Raw genomic sequence first — 22485 nt, 5'->3', positions numbered from 1 at the left:
GAGAGGAAGTACCCCGCCATGAGCGGGGCGCTTGCCTATGTACCGCAAGACGATTGGCGCGGCTCGATCTGAAGAGCATCGATGAGACGACCAAGAAGCGTTGCGCTTCATCGCGTTGCACTTACATCAATTAAATGGACAGCGAAAAGAGAATCCAGGCGATCATCGCAGCGTTGGGCGACGGCCCCGACAAGATCCCGTTGCGCCGCGCGTTGCGCATGTGTCTGCCGGATTTGAAGGCGCTGCGGGCACAGGGATTGACGTGGGGTGTCATCGCCATGCGGATGACCAAAGCCGGCGCACGTCACAGGAGAGGCCAGGCGATTTCCGAGCATCAATTGCGCACTGAATATGGTCGGTTAACGATGGAGCGAAATGAAAGCGCGGTCCCGGCCAGCGGTGCAAGGAAGTCTCAACCTTTGGGTCAAATGAATCCACCCGTCGAACTTCGCATGGCGCCTGCGTCACCGGCGGATGGAGCGACGGCACGCCGATCGGACCGGTTGGCGGACATTCTAAGGACCCGAGTGCATCGGATCGATCTGGACGACTGACACCACGCGGTGGCTTCACTCATGTGCGATGATGGTTCGAATTTGACGCCGCAAGACATCTTGCAGCAACTGAACCGCAAGATCTCAGTATTCTACGAGAAGCATCTTCATCCACAGTATCGAGAGCGCCGTGCCTTGGACTGCACTGAAGCGTTCCAGATCCATCTGATGGATTTCCTCGACGGCGTCGAGGAGTGGGGCAAGGATCTTCCGCAACTCCCGCCACATCGACGCGGGGAGGGCAATGCGCAGACGGAGCCATCGAAGAACCGACTTCATCTTGTCAAGGAACTCGAACAGTTTGCGGCATTCTTGTCGCGCAATCGGGAGCGGCGCCCGAATCGACCATTGAATCGCACGCGGCTCGAAGGACGCCGGCATCTTTCCGTCTACGCATGTCGAGAACTGGTACACCGCGCTTCCGGGAAGCTTGCGGTTTTGGCTCCAGTTCGCAACCGAGAGCATCAGAGCCCATCGGCCTTGTCCGAATTCCGCATGTTCGGATGGAATAGCGAGGAGAACGGCGTCCATCGCATGAAGCGTGCCTTTACCGCTGCGGCGCGTGATCCATCCGTTGAAATGCATGGGCTGTGGCGGCTCCACGATCGGTTGGGCCGCGAAACTGCCCAGCGTCTGGTTTGGGCCTCCGGCGGACTGCAACGGCATGTTCCGATCGCGCAACTGGTCGCCGAGATGGACGGCCTGGCGATGGAGAATCTGGCACTAAGCTGCCGGCTCGCAGCGAGAGATCTCGAGACGGCGTTCCGACTTTGGGACAGGAACAGGGACCCGCAATTGAACAGGACGGTGACGGACTTCGAGAAGCCCGCACCGCTCTATCAACTGATCAGTGGACTTCTGGAGCAGGGATGGCCATGTTTTAGCGTTGCCATGATCAAGGAAGAAGACGAACGTCTGCTGGCCGGCAATTCCGAGAGCGATCCGTTCGAAAAGCGATTTGCGGAGTTAGTGTCACAGATCGTGGAGTGCACTCCTCGATTGGCTCAAGCACTTCACGGCCAAGATGATTTTGACCCACTTATTGGGATCGACGCGAGAACTATTCTCAAGCATGAGAAGCCGCCACCGCGCGGGGATCTTGCCGCCTGGCAGCTCTGGGCACCGGACGCGGCCAGACATTTCGCCGGCAGGATCGCCAAGGCAAGAGAGCAAATCGTCATCCTGCGCGACTATGCCGAAGCCACGCGGAGGATGAACGAAGATCTGGCCAAGCGCGCGAGAGCCGACCAGCGGCTTGAAGGAGCCAGGGATTACTTCAACGCCCATGCCACCGTTGAAATCTATGCATGGCTACGCGAGTGCGAGCGCCAATACCGCCATGGCGTCTTCTATACGCAGGACGCCAAACGCGGTGACGACTATTTGGAGGTGAAGCGGTTGGGTGTCGAGCTTCTGCGGCACGAATACCCGCGCCGTCATCAAGGCGGGCCGCGGTTTGCCAATGTTCCAGGAGAAAGGATAAGGGCAATCTTCGAGGCTCTCCATCCCGCCGGCGTCATCCGGGATGAGATTCGCAGAATTCTCGCGGAGCTATGAGCTCCATGTCCTGGCGAGAGATGCTCAATGTTTGCGGTTATTTCGGCACGGCCGGCGGCTTGGCTCGGCCGGCTATCAATGTCGTCTGTCGGTCTTCGTGCTGCTCGCATTCCGGCAGCCTGCATTTTTCTCCGGGGTCGCGGGAGGATTTCCCTTAGCTGATGTGAACTTATCGCTGTCCATCCAATCGAAGGAGGACCGCGATGGACGAAAGCGAACGCAAGGAAAAGTTGCTCGAGCGCAAGGCGAGCAAGCTCGTCAAGCAGGTGCGCGCGGCAGAGAAACGGGCTGCCGTGTCAAAGGCCCGGATCTACTTGACGATCGGCCCCAAGGGAGGTCTCGGCAAGACCCTGCTGGCGCGGCTGCTGATCGACAAGTATCGCGCGGGTGGCCAGCCCGTCAGGATCGTTCAGATCGACCGAACGCCGCAACTGCCGTCTCTCTATGGGGACGCGGTGTCGGTCGTCCGTCTGCCGGGCGCGGAGGCGCTGCGCGCCGATCCGCTGGCGGCCGTGGTGGCGATGGAGCCGTATACGGCGGCTATCGACGCATCGCTGCAGGATGGCGCAACGCTCATCGTCGATGTCGGCGGCGGGCCGTCGGCTTCCGGGACCGTCGAGTATACGGGTAAGGCCCGGGTTGACAGCTATCTCAGACAGCACGGTGTTCGCTCGACCGTCTTCCTGTTGCTGCTGCCCGACCCGGCTGCCATGGCACAAAGCATCGAGCTTGGACGGGCGTTGGAAGTCGCATTTCCGTCTGCCGAAATCGTTCCCGTGCTGAACGAGAGGGACGGCAAGTTCCGGTTCTTCCCGGGCTCCACGGCCGAACATGTGTGGCGCGAGAGCGTGGCTCCGTTCGCGTTCGGCCGGCAGATGCTGCACATGCCGGCGTTGCCGGCCGGAGCGATGCCGCCATTCGAGACCCTCGGCTTCACCTTCACCGATATCATCAACACCGACGATGCGGCGATCGCCAAACGTCTCGGCATGTCACGCGCCATTGCAGCAACGCTGCAGGGCGATGTGGCGGCATGGTTGGAAGCCATGTGGTCGGCGATCGACGACGTGTTTAACGCAGATCAGGGAGGTTCCGATGCCTGATCGCGCGGATGAGTTGAAAAGCTTCTATCGTCTGTTGCGCCAGAGGCAGATCTCTGGCGAGGCCGGACGAGCCCAGATCGTAAATCGCCTGGCCAAGATGACGGCGGCCGAGCTGTTGCGCGTACCGCCGTGGGTCATCGTTCGCCTGGGGCCGAAAGGCCTCGCCCTGCTGGCCGAGCGTTCGGCGGTCATTCGCGCAAAGGAAGGCGGCTCGGCGCAGATCGCCGAGGCAGCCGCCCACGCGGTCGGCGCACCGACGGCGCGACCGAGGCTCTCATGGCTCGCGGACATGAAGCGCCGCTGCCCGCTGTGGTGGGAATGTCTGTGCAAGATGGTGGTGACCACGACCGTCGGCCTGGCGTTGATTACGGCTCTCCCGTTTGCCGTGCGATGCCTTCGGTCGCTTGAGGGGCCCACCTCAGGGCGCGAGGCCTGCACTCGGCTCGACCGTTGGACAGGTCACTGCATCTATCGCGTCGGTTCCTCCGGCTTGAGCCTGAGCCAGGCGGCCGATCGCCTCGCTCTTCCTGTCGCGGCGCTTTTTGCGGCGAACCCAGACCTCGTTCCTGACCGCTCGCTGCCACAGGGCACGCTCATTGCGGTGCCGCAGCGCATCAGCATCAACTTGAGGTAACTTGACATGCCCCCCTTCCATCCGACCGAACTCCAGCTCTCGCCGGCCAGCGCACGGTTCTGGAGCACACTTGTGTTTCTTGGCGTGCTCGTGATCGCGACCGCCGCGATTTTCGCCCTGCTGCCGCCGATCGTGTGGTCGCACCGGGCGGACATGTTCGTGACGTTCTACCCGTGGGATCTGTGGTTGATCATCAGGCAGACCAGCATCCCGCCGCTCGAAACGATGAGCCTCGGCGACATCGTGGGCTACCCGTTCAGGATGGCGGCAGCCTTCACTGCTCCGCCGCCGTGGCGCGCCCTTGCAATACCACTGCTCCTGCGCATTGCCGTCGTCATCGCGATTGCAGCATTGGCGGCAAAGCTCGTCTTTGTTCGCGTGCGCGAGGTCAGCCCGAAACAGATGCGCGCACGCCATGTCAACGGTCCCCGACCGATGCGGGGGCAGTGGGGAGCGGCGCATCTCAATCAGATCTGGGCGCCGCTGCGTCGTCAAACAGGCGATGGCTTGCTGCTGGCACCTGGCGTCAGGCTGCCAATCGTCACCGAGCAGCAAGGAATCTTGCTGGTTGGTCAGCCCGGCGCCGGTAAATCCGTGATCCTCGAGGGGCTATTGCGGCAGGCGCTGGCACGACGGGATCGCGTCGTCGCGCTTGACGTGAAGGGCGGGCTTGCGAACCGCATGGCCGCCGACAAACCGGCGACACTTGGTCTTTCGGGAGCCACCTCGGTGGTCTGGGCGATCGGCGAAGATCTTCTGAGCGACGCCGATGCCGACGAATTCGCGGCGTCCCTCATTCCGGAATCCAAGGATCCGGTCTGGTCGGAGGGCTCAAGGCTCATCCTGTCGGCCTTGGTGCTCTATCTCGCCAATCGTTACGGTCGGCAGTGGGGCTGGCGCCATCTTTACCGTTTGCTGAACCAGCCCCTGGAGAAGCAGGAACAGATGGTCCGACAGGTCGCGCCGGAGGTCGCGAACATGATTCAGCAACGTGGCGAAGAGCCAGCGACCTTTATTTTGTCGTTGCTCTTCAATTTGACGGCGCATGTCGGCGCAACCGCCAGGCGCCTTGCCAGGATGGAACATGCACGGGCGCGCCGACTATCGTTGCGGAAGTGGGCGACTGCGACCGGCTGGCGGCGCCCGATCGTATTGAGATACGATCTGCAGCGCAGGGAACGCTCGGCGAATTTTGTCAAACTGTCATTGCGCCTGTTGGCCGGAACGCTTCTTGGCGATGAGGTGGAGGATGGCCGCGATGCGCGCATCTGGCTGTTTCTCGATGAGGTCACGCGGATCGGTCGCAGCGACGCTCTGATCGACCTTGTTTCGCTTGGCCGCTCGCGAGGGGTGCGCAGCGTGGCTTCACTGCAGAGCCCGGCACAGCTCCGGGATGCCTATGGCGAGGCCGGTGCGGAAGCCTTGCGCGAGAATTTCGGCTTGCAGATCGTCTGCGCGCTCTCGCCGGGCGACAATGCCAAGCGTATCGCCAACGATTGGGTCGCACCGCGTACCGTTTGCGAGCCCCGCACCGTCCCTCAAAATGGAGCGCAGCGCGAGTGGACGATTCCGCCGATCTCTCCAGCGGAGTACGCCGCCGATTTCGGTCTCCGATTCGACCTCTGGGGCCGGCCCTACGTCCGGGCCGTGGTATTGGGGCTCGGCGATATCCCGGTACTGGATTGGCCGTTCCATCGCTGGATGCCAAAAGCCTAATCGAGCATGTAGTCATTAGTGGCTCATCGAGCTGTCTCGGAAGAGGACGTTTCCGACAGGCGACGCGTTTCCGGCTCGTTTCTCCATTCATTGGCGAAGTGCCGCGGCTCCTTATCTCTAATTGACGACATCGAGTGGCTTTTCTAGCTTCGGGCCATGTTTGAAATTACAGGCGACGATATTGCGGCATTGACCGACACAGACCTTCGCACGCTCGTCGGACTGCTCTGCGAAGCCGAATTGCGCAGAGGCAGTTTGTCGGTCTCCGCGGTGACCTATGGGGGCAATCAAACGGCCAAAGGATGGCGGCCTGGATGTCCGCGTTGCGGTGCCGGCCGGGTCATCCATACACGGCTTTATTCCGAAGCCTCAGACAGGATTCCAAGTCAAAGCCCAGGACATGCCTCGAGGCGAGATCCTCGATGAAATGAAGCCTAAGCCGGCAAGGGTGTTACGCCCGTCGATTGTCGAGTTGGCCGACATGGACGGAGCATACATCATCGTTAGCTCCAAAGGGTCCGTGGCAGAGACCGCCCTGAATGACCGCCGGGCCGCGATGGCAGAAGCACTTGCGGGCACATCCGCCGCCGGGAAGCTCGTCCTTGATTTCTACGACCGCAGCCGCATGGCAACGTGGGTCCGCGACCACGCGGGCATCATCCCGTGGGTACGAGAGAAAATCGGCAAGGCCGTACCTGGATGGAAATCATTCGGTTCGTGGTCCCTTGCGCCTCAGGGGTCTGAGAGCAGTTACCTCTTCGACGAGCACGCGCGTATTCGAACCGGGGATAAAGATGAAGGCGATGGCATCCCTGCGATCGATGGGGTCAACAAGATTCGCGAGGTGCTTTCTAAGCCGGGGCGCGTCGTGCGGCTTGCCGGCTTATCTGGAGTGGGCAAAACGCGGCTTGCGGAAGCACTATTCGATCCATCGGTGGGAGATGCTGCTCTCGATCCTTCGCATGCTATCTACACCAACGTCGCGGACGAACCCAATCCTCCGCCGGTGGGCCTGGCGTCAGACCTGAATGCCAACGAGACCCGCGCGATCCTCGTGGTCGACAATTGTCCACCGGAGCTGCACCGCACCCTTTCGGAAATTGCACGAACAAAGGGAGCTTCGATCAGCGTCATCACGATCGAATACGACATTCGTGACGACCAGCCTGAAGGCACCGATGTCTTCCGCCTCGACACGTCATCCATCGAGCTGATCGAGAAGCTCGTCGTTAGGCGCTATCCGGATTTGTCTCAAGTCGATGCCCGTACAATCGCCGTGTTTTCCGATGGCAACGCCCGCGTCGCCCTTGCACTCGCCTCGTGTATCGAAAAGACAGAGCGAGTCGCGGAGTTGAGCGACGAAGAGTTGTTCAAGCGTCTGTTCCAACAGCGTCATAACTCCGATCCATCGCTGCTGTTGGTCGCGCAAGCGTGCTCGCTGGTCTATTCTTTGGAGGGCGAAACGCTCGACGGTGATAAAGCTGAACTCCCTGTGCTCGGACAACTGGTCGGCAAGACGGCCGACGAGGTCTACCAGGGTGTTGCCGAGCTGCGGCGTCGCGATCTCGTTCAGGCGCGTGCGCAATGGCGGGCAGTTCTGCCGCACGCCATTGCGAATCGTCTTGCAAAAATGGCGCTTCAGAATATTCCACCCGCTCGCGTGGCGTCCTTTTTGGTGGATAGTGCGTCCGAACGCTTGTTGCGCTCGTTTTCACGCCGTCTTGGCTACCTCGATGATAGCAAGCAGGCCAAGGCGATAGTGGAGAGCTGGTTGGCGTCGGGCGGGCTTCTCGGCGACGTTAGCGACCTTAACGAACTCGGACGCGCGATTTTTGCCAATATCGCTCCTGTCGCTCCCGAAGCTGTTCTAACGGCGATCGAGCGCACGGTTGCACCGGGCGACGAGGAGACGCTTAATCGTTGCAAGCACTTTGTGCGTCTGCTGCGGTCGCTGGCTTATGAACCGGCTTTCTATGATCGAGCAATCGCTGTTTTGATAAAGTTCGCGGCACTTACTCCCGAGAGCGAGAACGACAGCGACGCCAACAAGGTCGTGGCGTCATTGTTTTATATCGTTCTGTCTGGGACCCACGCACCAATCGATATGCGGATCAAGATCGCGCGACGGTTATTGTTATCCGAGGATGAGAAAGAGCGGGCGGTTGGTATCGGTGCATTTGAAGCGTTGCTCAAAACCGATCATTTCATGTCGAGCTATGATTTTGATTTCGGCGCGCGTTCGCGTGATCATGGTTATCATCCCGCTAATGGCGGCGAGGTCCGGTCGTGGTTCGATGCGACGTTGAACTTGGCGCGAAGTGTGGCTCTCTCGAACAGTCCAGTTGCGTCTGTCGTGAAAAAGGCGATTTCGCAAGAATTTCAGGATCTGTGGGGCCGTTCGGGCCAGGCCGAGCAACTCGACCAGCTCGTCCGTGACCTTGCCGGCGCAACGTTCTGGCGCGATGGATGGGTCGCGGCGCGTGAGGCGCGGCGGCTGGACGGCAGCGCTATGCCGCCTGAGCTTAGGAAGCGGCTCACGGAACTGGAGGAGTATCTTCGGCCGAAAGACCTAGCTAATCGCGTACGGGGGCTCGTCTGCGGGCAGCGCGGTGGGGCGCTTGATCTCGAAGATTTCGAGGATGAGGAAGAGGAAACTGCTGACCTGAGCGCAACCGCTGCTCCGCGCAAACCACGAGAAAGCTATGACGTACGGGCGGCGCGCGCGGCTGCGGCCATTAGGGAACTTGCGCGCGATGTTGCTGTGGATGAGAACGCGTTCCGTGCCCTTTTGCCGGAGCTCATGAATGGTAACGATAAGGAACGAATGTTTGGCGAGGCTCTTGCCGAGGCGGCGGAAGTACCGCGAGCGATGTGGGATGAGATCGTCAAACAGTATGGAGCGGTGAAGAACGCTAGCCTTACCTTGGTCGGCGGGTTCCTACAGGGCCTGTTAAAGAGCGACCAGACACTTGGGAACGTTATTCTTGACGAAGCGCTATCGAGTACAACTCTCGGCAAGTCGTTTCCTCTGCTTCAGACTTCAGCCGCGATCGATGGGCCTGCCCTTGGTCGCTTACATAAGTCCCTCGACCTCGGCCAAGCGCCGATTGAAACATTCAACAGCTTGGCCTATGGCCGCGCGTGCGAGAACGTTCCTGGACCCGAGTTTCGGGACCTATTGCTTGCCATATCTCGCAAGCCGGGCGGCATTCCGGTCGCGTTGGAAATCATTGCCATGCGGCTTCATTCTGACGCAGAGGCCAAGCGCCCGCCGGCATCCGAGGTTCGTGAGGCTGGCCGGCGAATCCTTCACCATTTCGAATTCCAACGTACAACCGGCCGCGCGCACCGCGAAGATCACGAGTTGGGCATGGTCGTGCGCGGAACGTTGAGCGGGCCGGAAGGCGCTTCCGTGGCACGAGGGCTTAGCCGTAAGCTGATTGACGCCACATCAAGGCACGATGTCCGCGCTTACGACAACGATGATCTGATGAACGGATTGTTGCGGGTGCATTCGACGGAGGTACTTGACGAGCTCTTCTCAGGTACGCCCGCCGAGATCAAGCGCAGCATAAGCTTCTTTCAGAACCTTTCGCGCCATCGGCAGAATGTTTTTGACGGTGTTACGGACGAGGCCATCTTACGGTGGTGTGATCGCGAGCCCGTGTTGCGCTATCCGCTCATGGCTGCCGTGGCAATCCTTTTCAGCGGAAACGAAGAAAACGCAGCGACCGAGTGGCGGCCCCTTGTTGGAGAGTTGCTAAGGAAAGCACCCGATCCCACCCTGGTTATGAACGAAATCGTGCAGCGCCTTTACCCTTCATCGTGGAGTGGATCGCTTGCGACTGTATTAGAGAAGCGGCAAAAACTGCTCAATGCCTTGCCGGGCACAACGACGCCCGGACTGGCTTCCGCTGTTCAAGCGGCAAACGAGCGGCTCCAAAAAACTATTGACGCAGAGCGATTGAGTGAGCGGAACGAGGACAACGAGCGAAACAGCCGCTTCGAGTAGGGGAGATAGGAGCCTCGTATCGCCAGCCCCGCTTATTGTGGCTTGGAATGCATACAGTGCGTGCACGCCGAGTGACATAGGTGCTGTAGGAGTCGAGGCGGTCGGTAAAACTGGCGGGTGAAAATGGCCGACGATCCGTTCAGGCGGAATATTCGATCGAAGCATAAACGTGAAATCGACCGGTGCTGATCGGTCTGGTTGATTACAAGCGAAGCGTGTCACTTCCCGTAACATTTTGGCGGCAAATTCCTTACGTTTGGCAAGGCTGCTCATGCACAGCGGAAAATCTGTCTCACGAAGCGTCGGGAGGCCTATTTTTTCCGGAACATCCCGATAACTGTGGCCCAGCACGGCGGATAAGCGTCAACGCTGCGATTGCGTTTGGTGTTTTCTGTACGATGCCCACCGGAGACCTGGCCCCGCATAGTACGTGCCATGGTCGCTTGATCGCTGGCGGAGCGCGGGTTTGTGTAGCGCGACTATGAACGGCCTAGCTCTGCTCGTCTAACAGAAGATGGAGCCACCTCTTGGCGGCTCTGCTGTGACACCGGACACAACTTTCTCCGGGGTCAGGGGGGAAATTCCCCCGCGTTTTGACCGAAGCTTCCGCTCGAAAGGTGGAAGCAAGTGGTCGCATCGATCCAAATTGGCACAGCGTCAAGCTATTACGCGAGGGACTATTACCATGGTGGCGAGCGTCAGCTCGCTGCCGCGTGGTTTGCGCGCGCCAATCATTTTGGAGTCAAAGACGGCGCCGCGGTCGATATCGATCTGTTTACCCAGCTTCACGCCGGTCTGGACACGAACGGCGCATCACTGCTGACGACGACGGGCCGCACCGTCGAAGGCGTCGATATCACATTTTCAGTGCCGAAGAGCGTGAGCCTGGCCTACGCGCTGACAGCGGACGAAAATCTCCGTAACGAGATTCTTGCCGCACATCATAGAGCTGTTCGTGCCGCACTCACCGTTCTCGACGACGAGGCGATCTTTGCACGTCGTGGGCGCAATGGTCTTGTGCGCGAGAAAGCGAGCCTGACGGCAGCGCTGTTTACCCACGATAGCGCGCGCCCCGCGCAGCACCTCGACGGCTCGATTTTCGCCGACCCACAGTGCCATACCCACGCCGTATGCTTCAACCTGGCTTTGCGTCAAAGCGACGGCACGGTCGGCGGAATCGACACGCGGTTAGGTCCTTTCAAACTCATGACGGGCGGGGTCTACCACGCTCATCTCGCTCATGGGCTTAGCCAGCTTGGATTCGCGATCCAAGAGATCGGTCGCAACGGCATCTTCGAGATCGGCTTCGATCGGACGATTCGAAAGTTCTTCTCAGCGCGGCGCAACCAGGTAGTCGAAGAGCTTGACGAGCTCGGGCTCGACACCGCATCGGCGCCGGCTTTGGCGGCCGCGGCGGCACTCAAGACACGACGCAATAAGGACGGCGATCTCGGCGACCAGCGCTTCGCGTTGTGGCGGTCGAAGGCAGCCGAGCTCGGCGTTGACGTCCCTCTCTGCGTCGAACGCCTGCACGGGCAGGAGAATGGGCACTCGCTCGGCGATGAGGCCGATTTCGCGAAGGCGTTGGCACTGCTGCCCCAGCGCCTCACTGAGTTCGAGGCGACGTTCTCGCGCAAGGATCTTATCCGCGCGGTAGCAAACGCATATGTGGGCACGCTCGCGGATCCCGCCGATTTGATCCAGACCGTAGACCAGATCATCAAGACTGGCGCGATCGTCGAGATCAGACGCGATCCGCTCAACGAGCCGATCTACTCGACCCCCGAAATGATCTGGCTCGAGCGCGAGACCCTGCTTCACGCCCGCGAGCTCGCGGATCGTCAATGGTCCGGCATCAACACAGATGAACTGCAGAAGAAGATTGTGGCAGCCAGCCTTTCTGCCGAGCAGGCCGGTGTTGCAGCCGCTCTTGCCGGTCCCTCGGCTCTAGTGCTGCTTTCCGGCAAGGCCGGTACGGGCAAAAACCACGCCTTGAAGCCCCTGATCGCACAGATGCGCGAGGACGGGTATCGCGTCATTTTGGCGGCGACGGCATGGCGTACCGTCGAGATGGGGGCTGCCGAACTCGATGGCGTCGAAGGTCGCGCCCTCGATAGCTGGCACGCAATTGCCCGGATGGGCGGCAACTTCATCGACGATCGCACAGTGATCGTCGTCGACGAGGCCGGCCAGTTGGGCGTCAAGATGACTCACGCCATCCTGGGCGAAGCGCTGCGTTGCGGAAACGGGCCGAAAGTCATCCTCTGCGGCGACTCCGCCCAACTGAAACCGATTGCTGCGAGCGCTGGCCTTGAGATCCTACGGTATTCGGCGGAAGAGGCCACTCTGAAGACGGTCGTGCGTCAGCGCGATCCGGCCATGCGCCACGTGGTCGAGCAACTATCGCGCGGCGAAGTCATGCCTGCATACGATGCCCTGGAAAAGTTGGGCTGCATCGTCGACGTCCCCGGCCATAAGCAGGCGATTGCCACCGCAGTCGACGGATGGTTCGCCGCTCAACAGGCGGAGCCTGACAAGAACCACCTCCTGATCGCGCGAACGAACGCGACCGTCCGAGCTCTCAACAACGAGATCCGGAAGCGACTGCGTCGCGACGGCCAAATCCAGGGCGAGAACGTCGTCGTTACGGCCGGAACCGTATCGGACGATCCGTTCGGCCTCGCCTTGGCGGCGGGAGATCGAGTGCGGTTCGGACGACGCTGTCTCATCGACGGTCGCCGCGTCATCAACGGCACGTCCGCGAAAATCGAACATATCGAGCGCGATGGCGACGATCACGCGCGAATCATCGCTTGGGCGGGGCGAAAGCGCCTCAACTTCTCGACGGCGGAGCTCGTCGATGAGCGCGGAAACGTCCGCCTCTCCCACGACTATGCGACGACTGTCTACAGTTCGCAGGGGCTGACGTCGGATAGCTGCACGGTTGTCGTTGACCCTTCGTACGATCGGCATTCGCTGTATGTGTCGGCAAGCCGTGCACGGGGCCAGACGACGCTGATCGTTAACGCGTCTGAAATCGACGCCATCGTTGTTGCCGATCGTCGCTACAGCGAGAGGCCGAACGAAGTGACCGTCGAAGAACGGCGCGCGACTTTGCTAGCGCGCCTGGCCCGGTCGCAGCACAAGACCACCACGCTTGAGGCCTCCGACGTTACCGAGCTCACAACGCGCTCGGTGGCGAATGCTAGCCTCAAGCGCCGGACCAAAAGAGAGCTCGGCCATGAGCTCTAGACGTCCGGCATCAAAGCCTCGGCCGTTCGATCCCGAGTACTGGATTGTAGAGAAAGAGCTGCCCGACCCGATCCCAGTCTCGAAAGCCGAACTGGATGCGATCGAGCGATATTTCAGCGATCTGCTCGACGCTGTGTTCGAACCGAAATCTCGCACCGTGCCGGCAGCTATCTCGGCGCATAAAAAAGGAGACAAGAAATGACTGTCCGCCCCGTCTGCGAACCCCGCATCCTGGAAATGCGCCTTGAGAAATACGCGGAGATCGCGGTCGACGGAGGTATTTGGCTCGTCGGCGAGCTACTGGCGCACGGCATTCCGGTGAATGGCATCTTCCTCCCGGACCCGGGTTACGCTTACAAGCCCCGCCAACTCGAGGCAGCGCTCATCGAGCTGTGTCGGCGAGGGGCTACGGCATCGGATCTTTGCCGCCGGATTTCTTAAATTGCCGGACAACGGTGCTCAGGCAACCTTTCGTCGGCTGCTCGAAACACACACCGAAATGCTGCACGAGGCTTTCCGTATCGAATGGAAGCGTCGCTACGGCGAGACGATCGATATCAGCAAGCCGCGCGCAACTGCAATCGAATTGCTTCACAAGCTCGTTTCGCCTCGCTAGACTCGATGGACGAGCTCAATGGGGGCGCACTCGAATGGCACGGAAACATCTTCAGACACTGAAGGCGACCTCGGAGGAGGTGGTCAAGACGTCTCGGAACGTCTTGATTTACATCCGCGTGTCGACCGATGCCCAGGCCCAGAACGCGCTCAGCCTGACCGATCAGGAAAACCAATTGGTCGACCGCTGCAAGCGGGATGGCGACAACATTGTCGGCATTTTTCGCGATGAAGGCGAGACCGCCACGAATATGAAGCGACCTGCATTCGAGCACATGGTCGCGCGAGCAACCGACGGCACGCGGTCGGTCAACGCCATTCTCGTTTATTCGTTTTCGAGGGCATTTCGGAATCAATTCGAGCAGGAACTCACGGTGCGGGCGCTGCGCAAGCACAAGGTCGAACTGATTTCTTTCGCCGAGCCGCTCGCCAATGATGCGAGCGGAGACATGTTTCGCAAGTTCATCGGTATCGTGAACGAATTCCAGTCGGCGGAGACCTCCCGCGCGACCACCCGGACCATGAAGGAGAATGCTCGCCGTGGATTCTCGAACGGGGGCATCATTCCGTTCGGGTACAAGTCTGTCGATGCCGAAGTCATCGGCAATAAGCAAAAGAAAAAGCTCGCCGTCGAGCCGGTCGAGGCCGAGATCGTCGTTCGCGCATTCGACCTAGCCCGCAATGGCGATGGAAATTCCGGCCCGCTGGGCACAAAGAAGATTGCAATCTGGCTGAACGAGCGCGGCTTTCGCTCAAGGAACGGCTCGCTCTTTGGCACCGGTACGGTACACGAGATTCTGACGCGGGAGGCCTATACGGGCGTTCGCCGCTTCAATGAGTTCAACCGCAAGGGCGACGGCGAACGTAAAGATGCCGCGGAAATCGTCGAGTACGAGATCCCCACGATCATCGATCGCGCCTTCTTCGATGAGGTCCAGGCGCTCCTGGTTGCCCGCCAGCCCCGTGCGAGGGGGCCGCGCCTGACCTCCGCGCCGTCCTTGCTGGGCGGCCTCGTCCGCTGCGACTGCGAGGTCTCCTGCGCACTGTCGGCTGCCACGGGCACGTCCAGAACGGGAAAAATCTATTCGTACTACAAGTGCATTCAGGCAACTAAACAGGGACGCCACAAGGAGGGCAACGGGGCCAATTGCGTCAATCGGAAGATCCCGCGGCCAGTCATCGAAAAGCTGGTCGTCGAGGCGCTGAGCGACCAATTGCTGCAGCCGGACCGGGTGACTTCAATTCTTCTCACCCTGAAAGCCCGGCGAGATGAGCGACAGGCTTCTGCCGACCGCCGGATCGTTGATCTTGCTCGTCAGGCTACCGAGGCCGAGGAGCGCCTGGGGCGCCTCTACGCGGCTATCGAGGCCGGGACCGTCGATGGCACCGATCCGACCCTCAAGGAGCGGGTTGCCGCTCTGAAGGCCAGCCGGGACAGGGCGGTCGAGGCTCTGGATTACGCGAAGAAGTCCAGTGCAACCCCGATCGAGATTGATCCCGTCGCGGTTGACCGGTTTACGCGTCTTATGCGTGAGCAGCTCCTCTCGGGCGATGTAGCCGCGCGGAAGGCCTATTTGTCGAGCGTGGTGGACGCGATCATCGTGTCGGAAGACAAAATCCGGATTATCGGCTCAAACGATAACATCCGGTCCACTTTCGGACCCCAGGGCCAACCCTCGCCCCGGGTTCGTAGATCTGTTCAGGAATGGTGCCCAGGGGCGGAATCGAACATCTGCTCATCTCACTGATCTTACATAGATTTTGTTTATCATTCTCCATAGTGTACCCGTCAATGTACCTAGAGCTTTCTGTAGGGCGGGGGGCTTCACAAGTTGTTTCAATCTAGCCGCTGGCTTCGATACCGCCATTCGTTCGCCATGTGCCCCATATCGCCGAGGCCCAAGGTGGGCACGCGATAAACCTCAACGTCCGACATCGTCTCGTTGGCCGAGCTTCCCAAAGCGGACCTGCTGGACGATCAACCATAGGCACTTCGCAACACGCCCACCCGTGCGATCGGGGCGGCCGACACAATGAGTTTGGGGAGTTCACGTCGCCGATCCGCGCCGACTCCTTGGCGAGTTCGCCGACACGTTCGTTGTGTCCGCCGCGCCTGCTCCATCGCGTCGCTTGCGATCTGCGCGGAGACCTCGACCTGACGGCTGATCTCGTCGATGGAGAAGGTCATCTCCTCGGTCGCGGACACCGACCGAATGCACGTTGGTCGATGCAGCTTGCTCAACTCGGGCCGGTTCCGTGTCGATTAGCCGGCAACCGGCCAACACGGCCGTCGTCGCGTCGGGGGCGCAGCTCATCGTGCCATTGATATCCTCGCATCCGAGCGCGATACCGACCATGCGATGACGAACCGAACGTCGCCACCTCGTGCTCGATCAAGTCCTGGCGACGCTCGTCGTGGAAGCACCCCGGCGATCGATGCACCAGTCCGATCGCGCAATCCGTGCCCCCCAGCAGCAATCGGCCGGCATCCGACGCGATCGCCCCATCGTCGATGCCAGCCACAACTTCCCGTCTTTCGACGTACCCCTCCGCCGAACAGCTGCAAATTCGAATAGATCTGCGCTACAATCTGTCGGCAGCGGGGTGCTCTCCGGATCGACTGAACGTCCTTCTCGTAAAGACCTTTCGCTGATTCAGCGCCTCAATGCGTCGTTTTCGGCGAGATATCCGGGCTAGTCCTGCCTGGCGCCGTAGCCGCCCCCGCCGGGGGTCAGGATCTCGAAGACATCCCCGACGTTCATATGAGTGGCGTCGCAGCTGATCAGATTTGTGATCGCGCCGTCAGCTCTCACAACGCGATGTTCTCCGATCGCTCCGGGATCGCCACCTTTCGCACCGGCCGGGGCTATAACCCGGCGATTTGATACAATCGCCATGTCCAGCGCCGCGAGGAAGCGTACACGTCGCTTCGTGCCCTCGCCTCCCGACCACTGACCTTTCCCGCCAGAGCCCTCACGGATGCTGAACTCCTCCAGCAGAACCGGGAACCGGAGCTCGAATACTTCCGGGTCTGTCATCAGCGAGTTCGTCATATGGGTGTGAACCGCCGACGCGCCATCGAAGCCGCTACAAGCTCCTGCGCCGCCGCAAATCGTCTCGTAGTATTGATACGTGTCATTGCCGAAGGTGAAATTATTCATGGTTCCCTGCGATCCGCCTATTATGTCGAGCGCACCGTAGAGAGCGTCCGTCACCAGCACCGAAGTCTCTGGGTTGCCAGACGACACCGCCGCGGGGTGTTCCGGAGAGAGCAACGATTTTTGCGGAATTACAACTTCGATCGGCCGCAGACATCCCGAGTTGAGAGGTATATCCCTGTCGATCAGCGTCCTGAATACATACAGCGTCGCGGACCTCGCGATCGCCGGTGGCGCATTGAAATTTGTCTCGACCTGAGGGCTTGTTCCTGTGAAATCGACCTTGATGCTTCTCTTCTCCTTGTCCACCGTGATGCGGACAGAAACGTGATGGCCCATATCATGCTTGCAAGTGAATGCCCCCTCCGGAATTTGGTCGATGATCGCTCTTAGCTCCTGTTCCGAAACATCCTGGATGAAGCCGCCATAGGCAGCCACAACGGCCTCCGAATATTCCAGGATCAAACGCTTCAACTCATCGCCGCCGCGGATGCAGGAAGCAACCTGCGCCTGCAAGTCGATAATGTTCTGCTTCGGATTTCGTGCCGGATATCGAGCCGTCGTCAGCAGACGAAGCAGCTCGTCATGGGCGAACGCTCCTTTGTGAACGAGGCGCATCGGCTCGATGAGAGCGCCTTCCTCGTATATGTCTCTGCTGTCGGGAGGGAGAGAACCTGGCGTCTTGCCCCCGATATCCGCCTGATGGCCGCGCGCTGCCGTGTAGAATAGAACCTCGCTGCCATCTGCGTTGAACACAGGCATCACGACCGTGACGTCCGGCAAATGCGCCCCGCCCTTGTAAGGCGAATTGAGGACGAACAGATCGCCAGCCTCCATACTGTCGCCGAACTCCTGCGCGACGACGTCCACACTCTCCGACATCGCGCCAAGATGGATCGGAATGTGCGGGGCATTTGCGATGAGGTCGCGGCTCTTGTCGAAGATGGCGCAAGAAAAATCCAGACGCTCCTTGATGTTCACCGAATGGGCGGAATTCGCCAGGGCGTGGCCCATCTGATCCGCGATCGAACGGAAGCGATTGTTGAATAGCTCTAGATGGATTGGATCGGCCTTACGCGGATCGACAGAAGTTGATCGCGCCTCTCCAACATAGTCGATCTTGAGGGCGCCAGTAGCGTCCTTGATCGCCCGCCAGTCGACGTCGACGACAGTGGTTGAGAACGGGTCTATGATGATTGCAGGGCCAACAACTTCCGAGTCTAGTCCCAGTTGATCATACTTGTAGACGGGTACATCCTGAAAGCGCCCGTTTGCGTACATCCTGGTACGATCGAAAGCCACCGCGCCTCTTCCGGTCGCCGTAGCGATTGCCGCGGCTGCCTTGATTGCCGGGCGATGCGAGCCAGCGGCTTCGATCGTGACGGACTCGATAATGACGTCAGAATGCGGGAGCCCGAATCCGTAGTGTTTCTCGTGAAGGGCCTCGAAGGTCTGGCGCAAGGTTGCGAGGGACTCGAACACGACCTCCAGACCTGAACTGGCGCCTTTGTGGCGGACGACCGCTCGCTGGATGACGACGATATCCGCGCTTCTAACACCCTGCGATACCAATTTCGCCTTTGCCTTGCCTTCGAGACCTGCCATTAGCGACGGCAGCCAATTCTTCTCGTTCGCGTCGAACACCCTTTCCACTGTTGCGGCTTCCATCGCGCGAATATCGGCGATCCCCATGCCAAATGCCGAAAGCACGCCGGCTAGGGGATGGATGAAGATGCTGCTCATATTGAGTTTCTCGGCGACCTTGCAGACATGCTGACCACCGGCTCCACCGAAGCAGCAGAGAGTATACTTCGAGAGGTCATACCCGCGCTCTGTCGAGATCTTCTTGATGGCGTTCGCCATGTTTTCGACCGCAATGTCGAGGAAGCCCTCTGCGCAATCGTACTTCGTTTTCGCGTCTGTAGCGTCCGCGTTCACTCTTAGGGTCAGCTCGTCGAACAGCTCGTTCGGCCTCACTTCGTCCAGCAGTTGATCCCCGTTCGGACCGAAGATGTTGGGAAGATGTCGAGGCGGGATACGGCCGAGTAAGACATTGCAATCTGTGACCGTGAGCGGGCCCCCGTTCCGATACGATGCCGGCCCCGGTACAGAGCCAGCCGACTTCGGACCCGCCTTAAAACGCCTCCCGTCGAAGGAGATGATCGACCCGCCACCGGCTGCGACGGTATGAATCATCATGATCGGTGAGCGAACGCGCGCGCCGGCGATCTGGCTCTCTGTCGTGCGCTCGAAATGGCCGGCATAGTGCCAAACGTCCGTAGACGTTCCGCCCATGTCGAAGCCGATCACGTTGCCGATGCCGGCCGCCTTGCAGGTAGTCACCGCGCCCACGATCCCGCCGGCGGGCCCTGACAGAACACAATCCTTGCCCTTGAATTGGGAGGACTCGATCAAGCCGCCGTTGGACTGCATGAAGAAAAGCGGCACAGCCCCCAGCGCATCGTCCAGTTTCTTCTTGTAAGCGCTCAAAATCGGCGTGAGATAGGCATCTACAACCGCAGTTTCCGCTCGTCCTACGAACTTGATCATCCCGCTGCATTCATGAGATGTAGAAATCTGCGTGAACCCAATTTCACGAGCGATACGGGCAACGGCCATCTCATGTTCGGGAAACCTGTACCCGTGCATGAAGGCGATCGCGCACGCTCTGTAGTTCATGGCATAGGCGCTCTCGAGGTCACGCCGCACTCTTGCTTCGTTGAGACTGACAAGCACAGAGCCATGGACGTCCACTCGTTCATCAACCTCGACAGTTGAGGAATAGAGCTGTGACGGCAGCTGTATGTTCAAATCGAACAATTTTGGTCGGTTTTGATATCCGATCCGGAGCGCATCTCTAAAGCCCGATGTCGTGACAAACACCGTTGGCGCTCCCTGCCTCTCCAGAAGGGCGTTGGTGCCGACGGTAGTGCCCATGCACACCGCTTCGACGAGGTCAGGCCCGATCTGATGGCCCTTAGAAAGTGCGAGGATTTCACGGATTCCGCTAATGGCGGAATCTTCGAGGTTGTTTACCCGATTGGAAAGTATCTTCTTGACACGCACGTCGCCATTCGGGGCCCAAGCGACGATATCTGTGAAAGTGCCACCTCGATCGATGCCGAAAAGATAGCCTCCGACATTTGCCCGAGCAGTCGAACTGGTCTTTTTCATCTTTTCCTCGCGGCTTTCGTAAGCTCACGGAAGATGATTTCTTCGCCCGTCGGTTTGCCAGCGCGTATATATTCGTATGCCCATCGGCTGAATGCTGCGCTCCCGTGGCAAATGGCTCCAATACGCGGTCGCATCCCGCCCGTAGAGCGAGGTGGGCAACGTTTTTCTGCTCGATTTTCGGTTCGTTTCTTGCATGATGCCGTTGGGCTACATCGCCCCAAGCCGCTGGAACCATCAAAACCGAACAGGAGGAAGCGCATGCACTGGGCAAGTCAACTTAAGCGGTATCGCCGCAACAATGGCCTGACACAAATCGCGCTCGCTGAAATCCTTAGTGTAGAGCAGGCGACAATTTCGCGTTGGGAACGTGGGGTTCACGAGCCCGATCTGGGCTTTCAGAAGCGACTACGTTCGCTGATTTTCGGCCGCGGCATTAACTCCGATCATTTCATAATGCAGAACGTTTTGCATTCACCGTTCGCGGTCAAGATCGCGAACAGGCATGGGCAAAACCTAGCTGCTTCACGTGGCGCCGCCGCGCTTCACGGAGTCAACCAGTCCTTTCTCGCGACTGCGAACTATAGACCTTTCTTTACCGAGCCGCTCGAGCGTCATTGGAAATTGGCGATCGAGTTCGGCTTTTTCGACGGCGATCTAGCCAGCATAGAGGTCTGCAATCCCTGGATGCCGATTGGCGGAGGCGTCGAGAAACTTTGCGTTTCATACTGGATTCCCGCACAGCTTTCCGATGGGGAGATCGTTCTGATCAGCGATTTCAGGGTGATGTCGGACGACGATTCCGGCGCGATCGAGCGGCAGCCAAGCTTCAATGCTCGCGCTATGGAGCTTATCTGAGCAGCAGTATACGCATATATACGACCTAACCCCTTGCTTCTGTGCAGGTAGCCTCTGGACTTGCGGGAACCTCACGAAGACCCGCCGCCAGGGGAGACATGGGCATGGTGCAATTTGTAGGTGAAGCTGGATCTTCAAAGAAGGTCCGGGGCGTTATCTGGTCTTCTTTTCTGGGGACTACGCTCGAATGGTACGATTTTTTCATCTACGGCACCGTTGCGGCCCTCGTTTTCAACAAGCTTTTCTTCCCCAGCTTTGATCCAGCCGTTGGCGTGCTGTTGTCCTTTGGGACGTTCACAGCCGGCTTCATTGCACGTCCCTTGGGCGCCCTGATCTTCGGTCACTACGGAGATACGCTGGGTCGCAAACGCATTCTCGTGCTGACAATGTTGCTGATGGGCTTGGCGACTGTCGGGATCGGACTGCTGCCTACGTACGACCAAGTCGGCGTTGTCGCGACCTGCCTGCTTGTCATCCTTCGATTGGCTCAGGGATTGGCGCTGGGTGGCGAGTGGGGTGGCGCCGTCCTCATGGTCGCGGAACATGGAGACTCGCAACGCCGAGGACTGCAGACGAGTTGGGCCCAGATCGGCGTCCCGGCAGGCAATCTGCTTTCGGTAGGGGCGATCGCGGCCATGTCCGCTATGCTGCCAGAAAAGGAATTTCTGTCGTGGGGTTGGAGGGTGCCTTTCCTGCTAAGCGGCATTCTGATCGCGGTAGCGCTATGGGTACGGTCCGGCATTGACGAGTCGCCAAAATTCATGGCGCTTGCTGGCGAAAAGCGGACGAGCTCCAGGCCGCTGATCGACCTGATCAAAGGGCACCCAAGATCTCTTTTTGTGGCGTGCTTTATCAGAATCGGCACCGACGTCGCCTTTTACATCTTCTCGCTGTTCGTTCTTACCTATGTCACTGGGACGCTGGGCTTGAGCAGGTCAGTCGCTCTTCAGGGGGTTCTCGTCGCGTCTGCGATACAGATGTTCACGATACCCTGGTTCGCATCGCTTTCCGATCGCTTCGGCAGGCAGCCGATCTTCTTGGTCGGCTCAATCGGCGCAATTGTCTGGATATTCCTCTTCTTCCCATTGCTTGGAACAAAGGATCCGCTCCTGATCACCACCGCGATTTGCGTGGCGATGACGTTCTGGGCGCTGATGTACGGCCCATTGGCCGCTCTGATTTCGGAGCTATTCCCGACGCACGTGCGTTACAGCGGCATCTCGTTGGGCTACCAGCTCGCAGGAATATTTGGCGGAGGGCTCGCGCCGCTAATCGCGGCCGCGCTCCTGAAAGAGTATCAAAGCCCCACAGCAGTCGCCATCTACGTTGCCGCTGCCTTGGCGTTGACTACGGTCGCGGCTTTCCTATCGCGCAATTATGATCATGCCGGGTGAGCATACCGGGCCGGCGGAGTGAGACCAGCACGTTCGCTACCAGAACGCCGCCGCCAGGCCACCAACCTAGGACGAACTCAGATGACGCGTGTACACACTGCAACCGCCCCCGCGGCGATCGGTCCCTATTCTCAGGGCTACGCCATCGGCGGACTGCTCTTTGTCTCCGGGCAGCTTCCGATCGATCCTCGGACTGGCACCATTGATGCGAGGGAGGCGAGCGAACAGGCCCTGCAATGCCTCCTCAACATAAAGGCCGTCGCTGAAGCGGCCGGGACTTCGCTCAACCGGACCGTAAAGACGACCATTATGCTAACGGATATGTCGACCTTCTCGTCCGTGAACGAGGTGTACGCACGCTTCTTTATCGAACCGTACCCCGCGCGGGTTTGTTACGAGGTCTCGGCGTTGCCGAAAGATGCAGCTGTTGAAATCGACGCCATCGTCGCGCTTTCGTGAGG

General features: G+C 59.5%; 15 protein-coding genes and 1 pseudogene. 14 read left to right on the top strand and 2 right to left on the bottom strand.

The features are described from left to right. The first annotated feature begins 134 nt into the window (after window positions 1-134). The 11 genes from ACQR1I_RS31890 to ACQR1I_RS31840 all read left to right on the top strand — a co-directional run bounded on the left by ACQR1I_RS31890 (window position 135) and on the right by ACQR1I_RS31840 (window position 15191). Entirely contained in the window at window positions 135-554 is a 420-nt protein-coding gene (locus tag ACQR1I_RS31890; RefSeq protein ID WP_434870235.1) for a hypothetical protein, read from the top strand. 21 nt (window positions 555-575) lie between these two features. After that, a complete protein-coding gene (locus ACQR1I_RS31885) occupies window positions 576-2111 on the top strand; it encodes a hypothetical protein (protein ID WP_434870234.1) in 1536 nt (511 codons plus the stop codon). A 203-nt stretch (window positions 2112-2314) separates the two neighbouring features. Next, window positions 2315-3214, top strand: coding sequence for a hypothetical protein (locus tag ACQR1I_RS31880; RefSeq protein WP_434870233.1), 900 nt, complete (start codon window positions 2315-2317; stop codon window positions 3212-3214). Next, complete coding sequence (locus ACQR1I_RS31875) at window positions 3207-3848, top strand: hypothetical protein (protein ID WP_434870232.1); 642 nt, start codon at window positions 3207-3209, stop codon at window positions 3846-3848. The genes ACQR1I_RS31880 and ACQR1I_RS31875 overlap by 8 nt, the downstream gene beginning before the upstream one ends. A gap of 6 nt (window positions 3849-3854) precedes the next feature. Then, window positions 3855-5564: a type IV secretion system DNA-binding domain-containing protein gene (locus ACQR1I_RS31870; protein ID WP_434870231.1), complete on the top strand. Its 1710-nt coding sequence runs from the start codon at window positions 3855-3857 to the stop codon at window positions 5562-5564. 277 nt (window positions 5565-5841) lie between these two features. Beyond that, window positions 5842-9576 (top strand): hypothetical protein, encoded by a 3735-nt coding sequence (locus ACQR1I_RS31865; protein WP_434870230.1) that lies wholly within the window; start codon window positions 5842-5844, stop codon window positions 9574-9576. Between the two features lie 627 nt (window positions 9577-10203). Further along, on the top strand, window positions 10204-12828 hold the full coding sequence (gene mobF, locus ACQR1I_RS31860; protein ID WP_434870229.1) for a MobF family relaxase: 2625 nt from the start codon (window positions 10204-10206) through the stop codon (window positions 12826-12828). Then, window positions 12818-13030, top strand: a complete 213-nt coding sequence (locus ACQR1I_RS31855; RefSeq protein ID WP_434870228.1) for a hypothetical protein — start codon at window positions 12818-12820, stop codon at window positions 13028-13030. The genes mobF and ACQR1I_RS31855 overlap by 11 nt, the downstream gene beginning before the upstream one ends. Next, on the top strand, window positions 13027-13269 hold the full coding sequence (locus ACQR1I_RS31850; protein WP_434870227.1) for a hypothetical protein: 243 nt from the start codon (window positions 13027-13029) through the stop codon (window positions 13267-13269). Before ACQR1I_RS31855 ends, ACQR1I_RS31850 begins: the two co-directional genes overlap by 4 nt. A 1-nt stretch (window position 13270) precedes the next feature. Then, window positions 13271-13444 carry a hypothetical protein gene (locus ACQR1I_RS31845; protein ID WP_434870226.1) on the top strand — a complete coding sequence of 58 codons (174 nt, stop codon included), beginning with the start codon at window positions 13271-13273 and terminating at the stop codon, window positions 13442-13444. Window positions 13445-13478: 34 nt separating this feature from the next. Next, window positions 13479-15191, top strand: coding sequence for a recombinase family protein (locus tag ACQR1I_RS31840; protein ID WP_434870225.1), 1713 nt, complete (start codon window positions 13479-13481; stop codon window positions 15189-15191). 301 nt (window positions 15192-15492) lie between these two features. Here the strand turns inward: ACQR1I_RS31840 and ACQR1I_RS31835 are convergent. Together ACQR1I_RS31835 and ACQR1I_RS31830 are read right to left on the bottom strand one after the other, a co-directional pair. Then, window positions 15493-15677, bottom strand: a pseudogene (locus tag ACQR1I_RS31835) (hypothetical protein); the annotation flags it as partial. A gap of 459 nt (window positions 15678-16136) precedes the next feature. Continuing rightward, a complete protein-coding gene (locus ACQR1I_RS31830; RefSeq protein WP_434870224.1) occupies window positions 16137-19775 on the bottom strand; it encodes a hydantoinase B/oxoprolinase family protein in 3639 nt (1212 codons plus the stop codon). 258 nt (window positions 19776-20033) lie between these two features. Between ACQR1I_RS31830 and ACQR1I_RS31825 the strand changes: the two genes are divergently transcribed. From ACQR1I_RS31825 to ACQR1I_RS31815, 3 genes are all read left to right on the top strand, one after another. After that, window positions 20034-20630, top strand: a complete 597-nt coding sequence (locus tag ACQR1I_RS31825) for a helix-turn-helix domain-containing protein (protein WP_434870223.1) — start codon at window positions 20034-20036, stop codon at window positions 20628-20630. Between the two features lie 104 nt (window positions 20631-20734). Continuing rightward, the gene (locus tag ACQR1I_RS31820) at window positions 20735-22024 is read left to right on the top strand and encodes an MFS transporter (protein ID WP_434870222.1); all 1290 of its coding nucleotides are present in this window, start codon (window positions 20735-20737) and stop codon (window positions 22022-22024) included. 81 nt (window positions 22025-22105) lie between these two features. Further along, window positions 22106-22483 carry a RidA family protein gene (locus ACQR1I_RS31815; RefSeq protein ID WP_434870221.1) on the top strand — a complete coding sequence of 126 codons (378 nt, stop codon included), beginning with the start codon at window positions 22106-22108 and terminating at the stop codon, window positions 22481-22483. Window positions 22484-22485 lie beyond the last annotated feature (2 nt).

The organism is Bradyrhizobium sp. HKCCYLS2038, from assembly GCF_051167655.1.
In the GTDB taxonomy this organism is placed as follows: Bacteria; Pseudomonadota; Alphaproteobacteria; order Rhizobiales; family Xanthobacteraceae; genus Bradyrhizobium.
The sequence above is the reverse complement of the archived record's forward strand: the minus strand, read 5'-3'. Positions and strand labels throughout refer to the sequence as shown.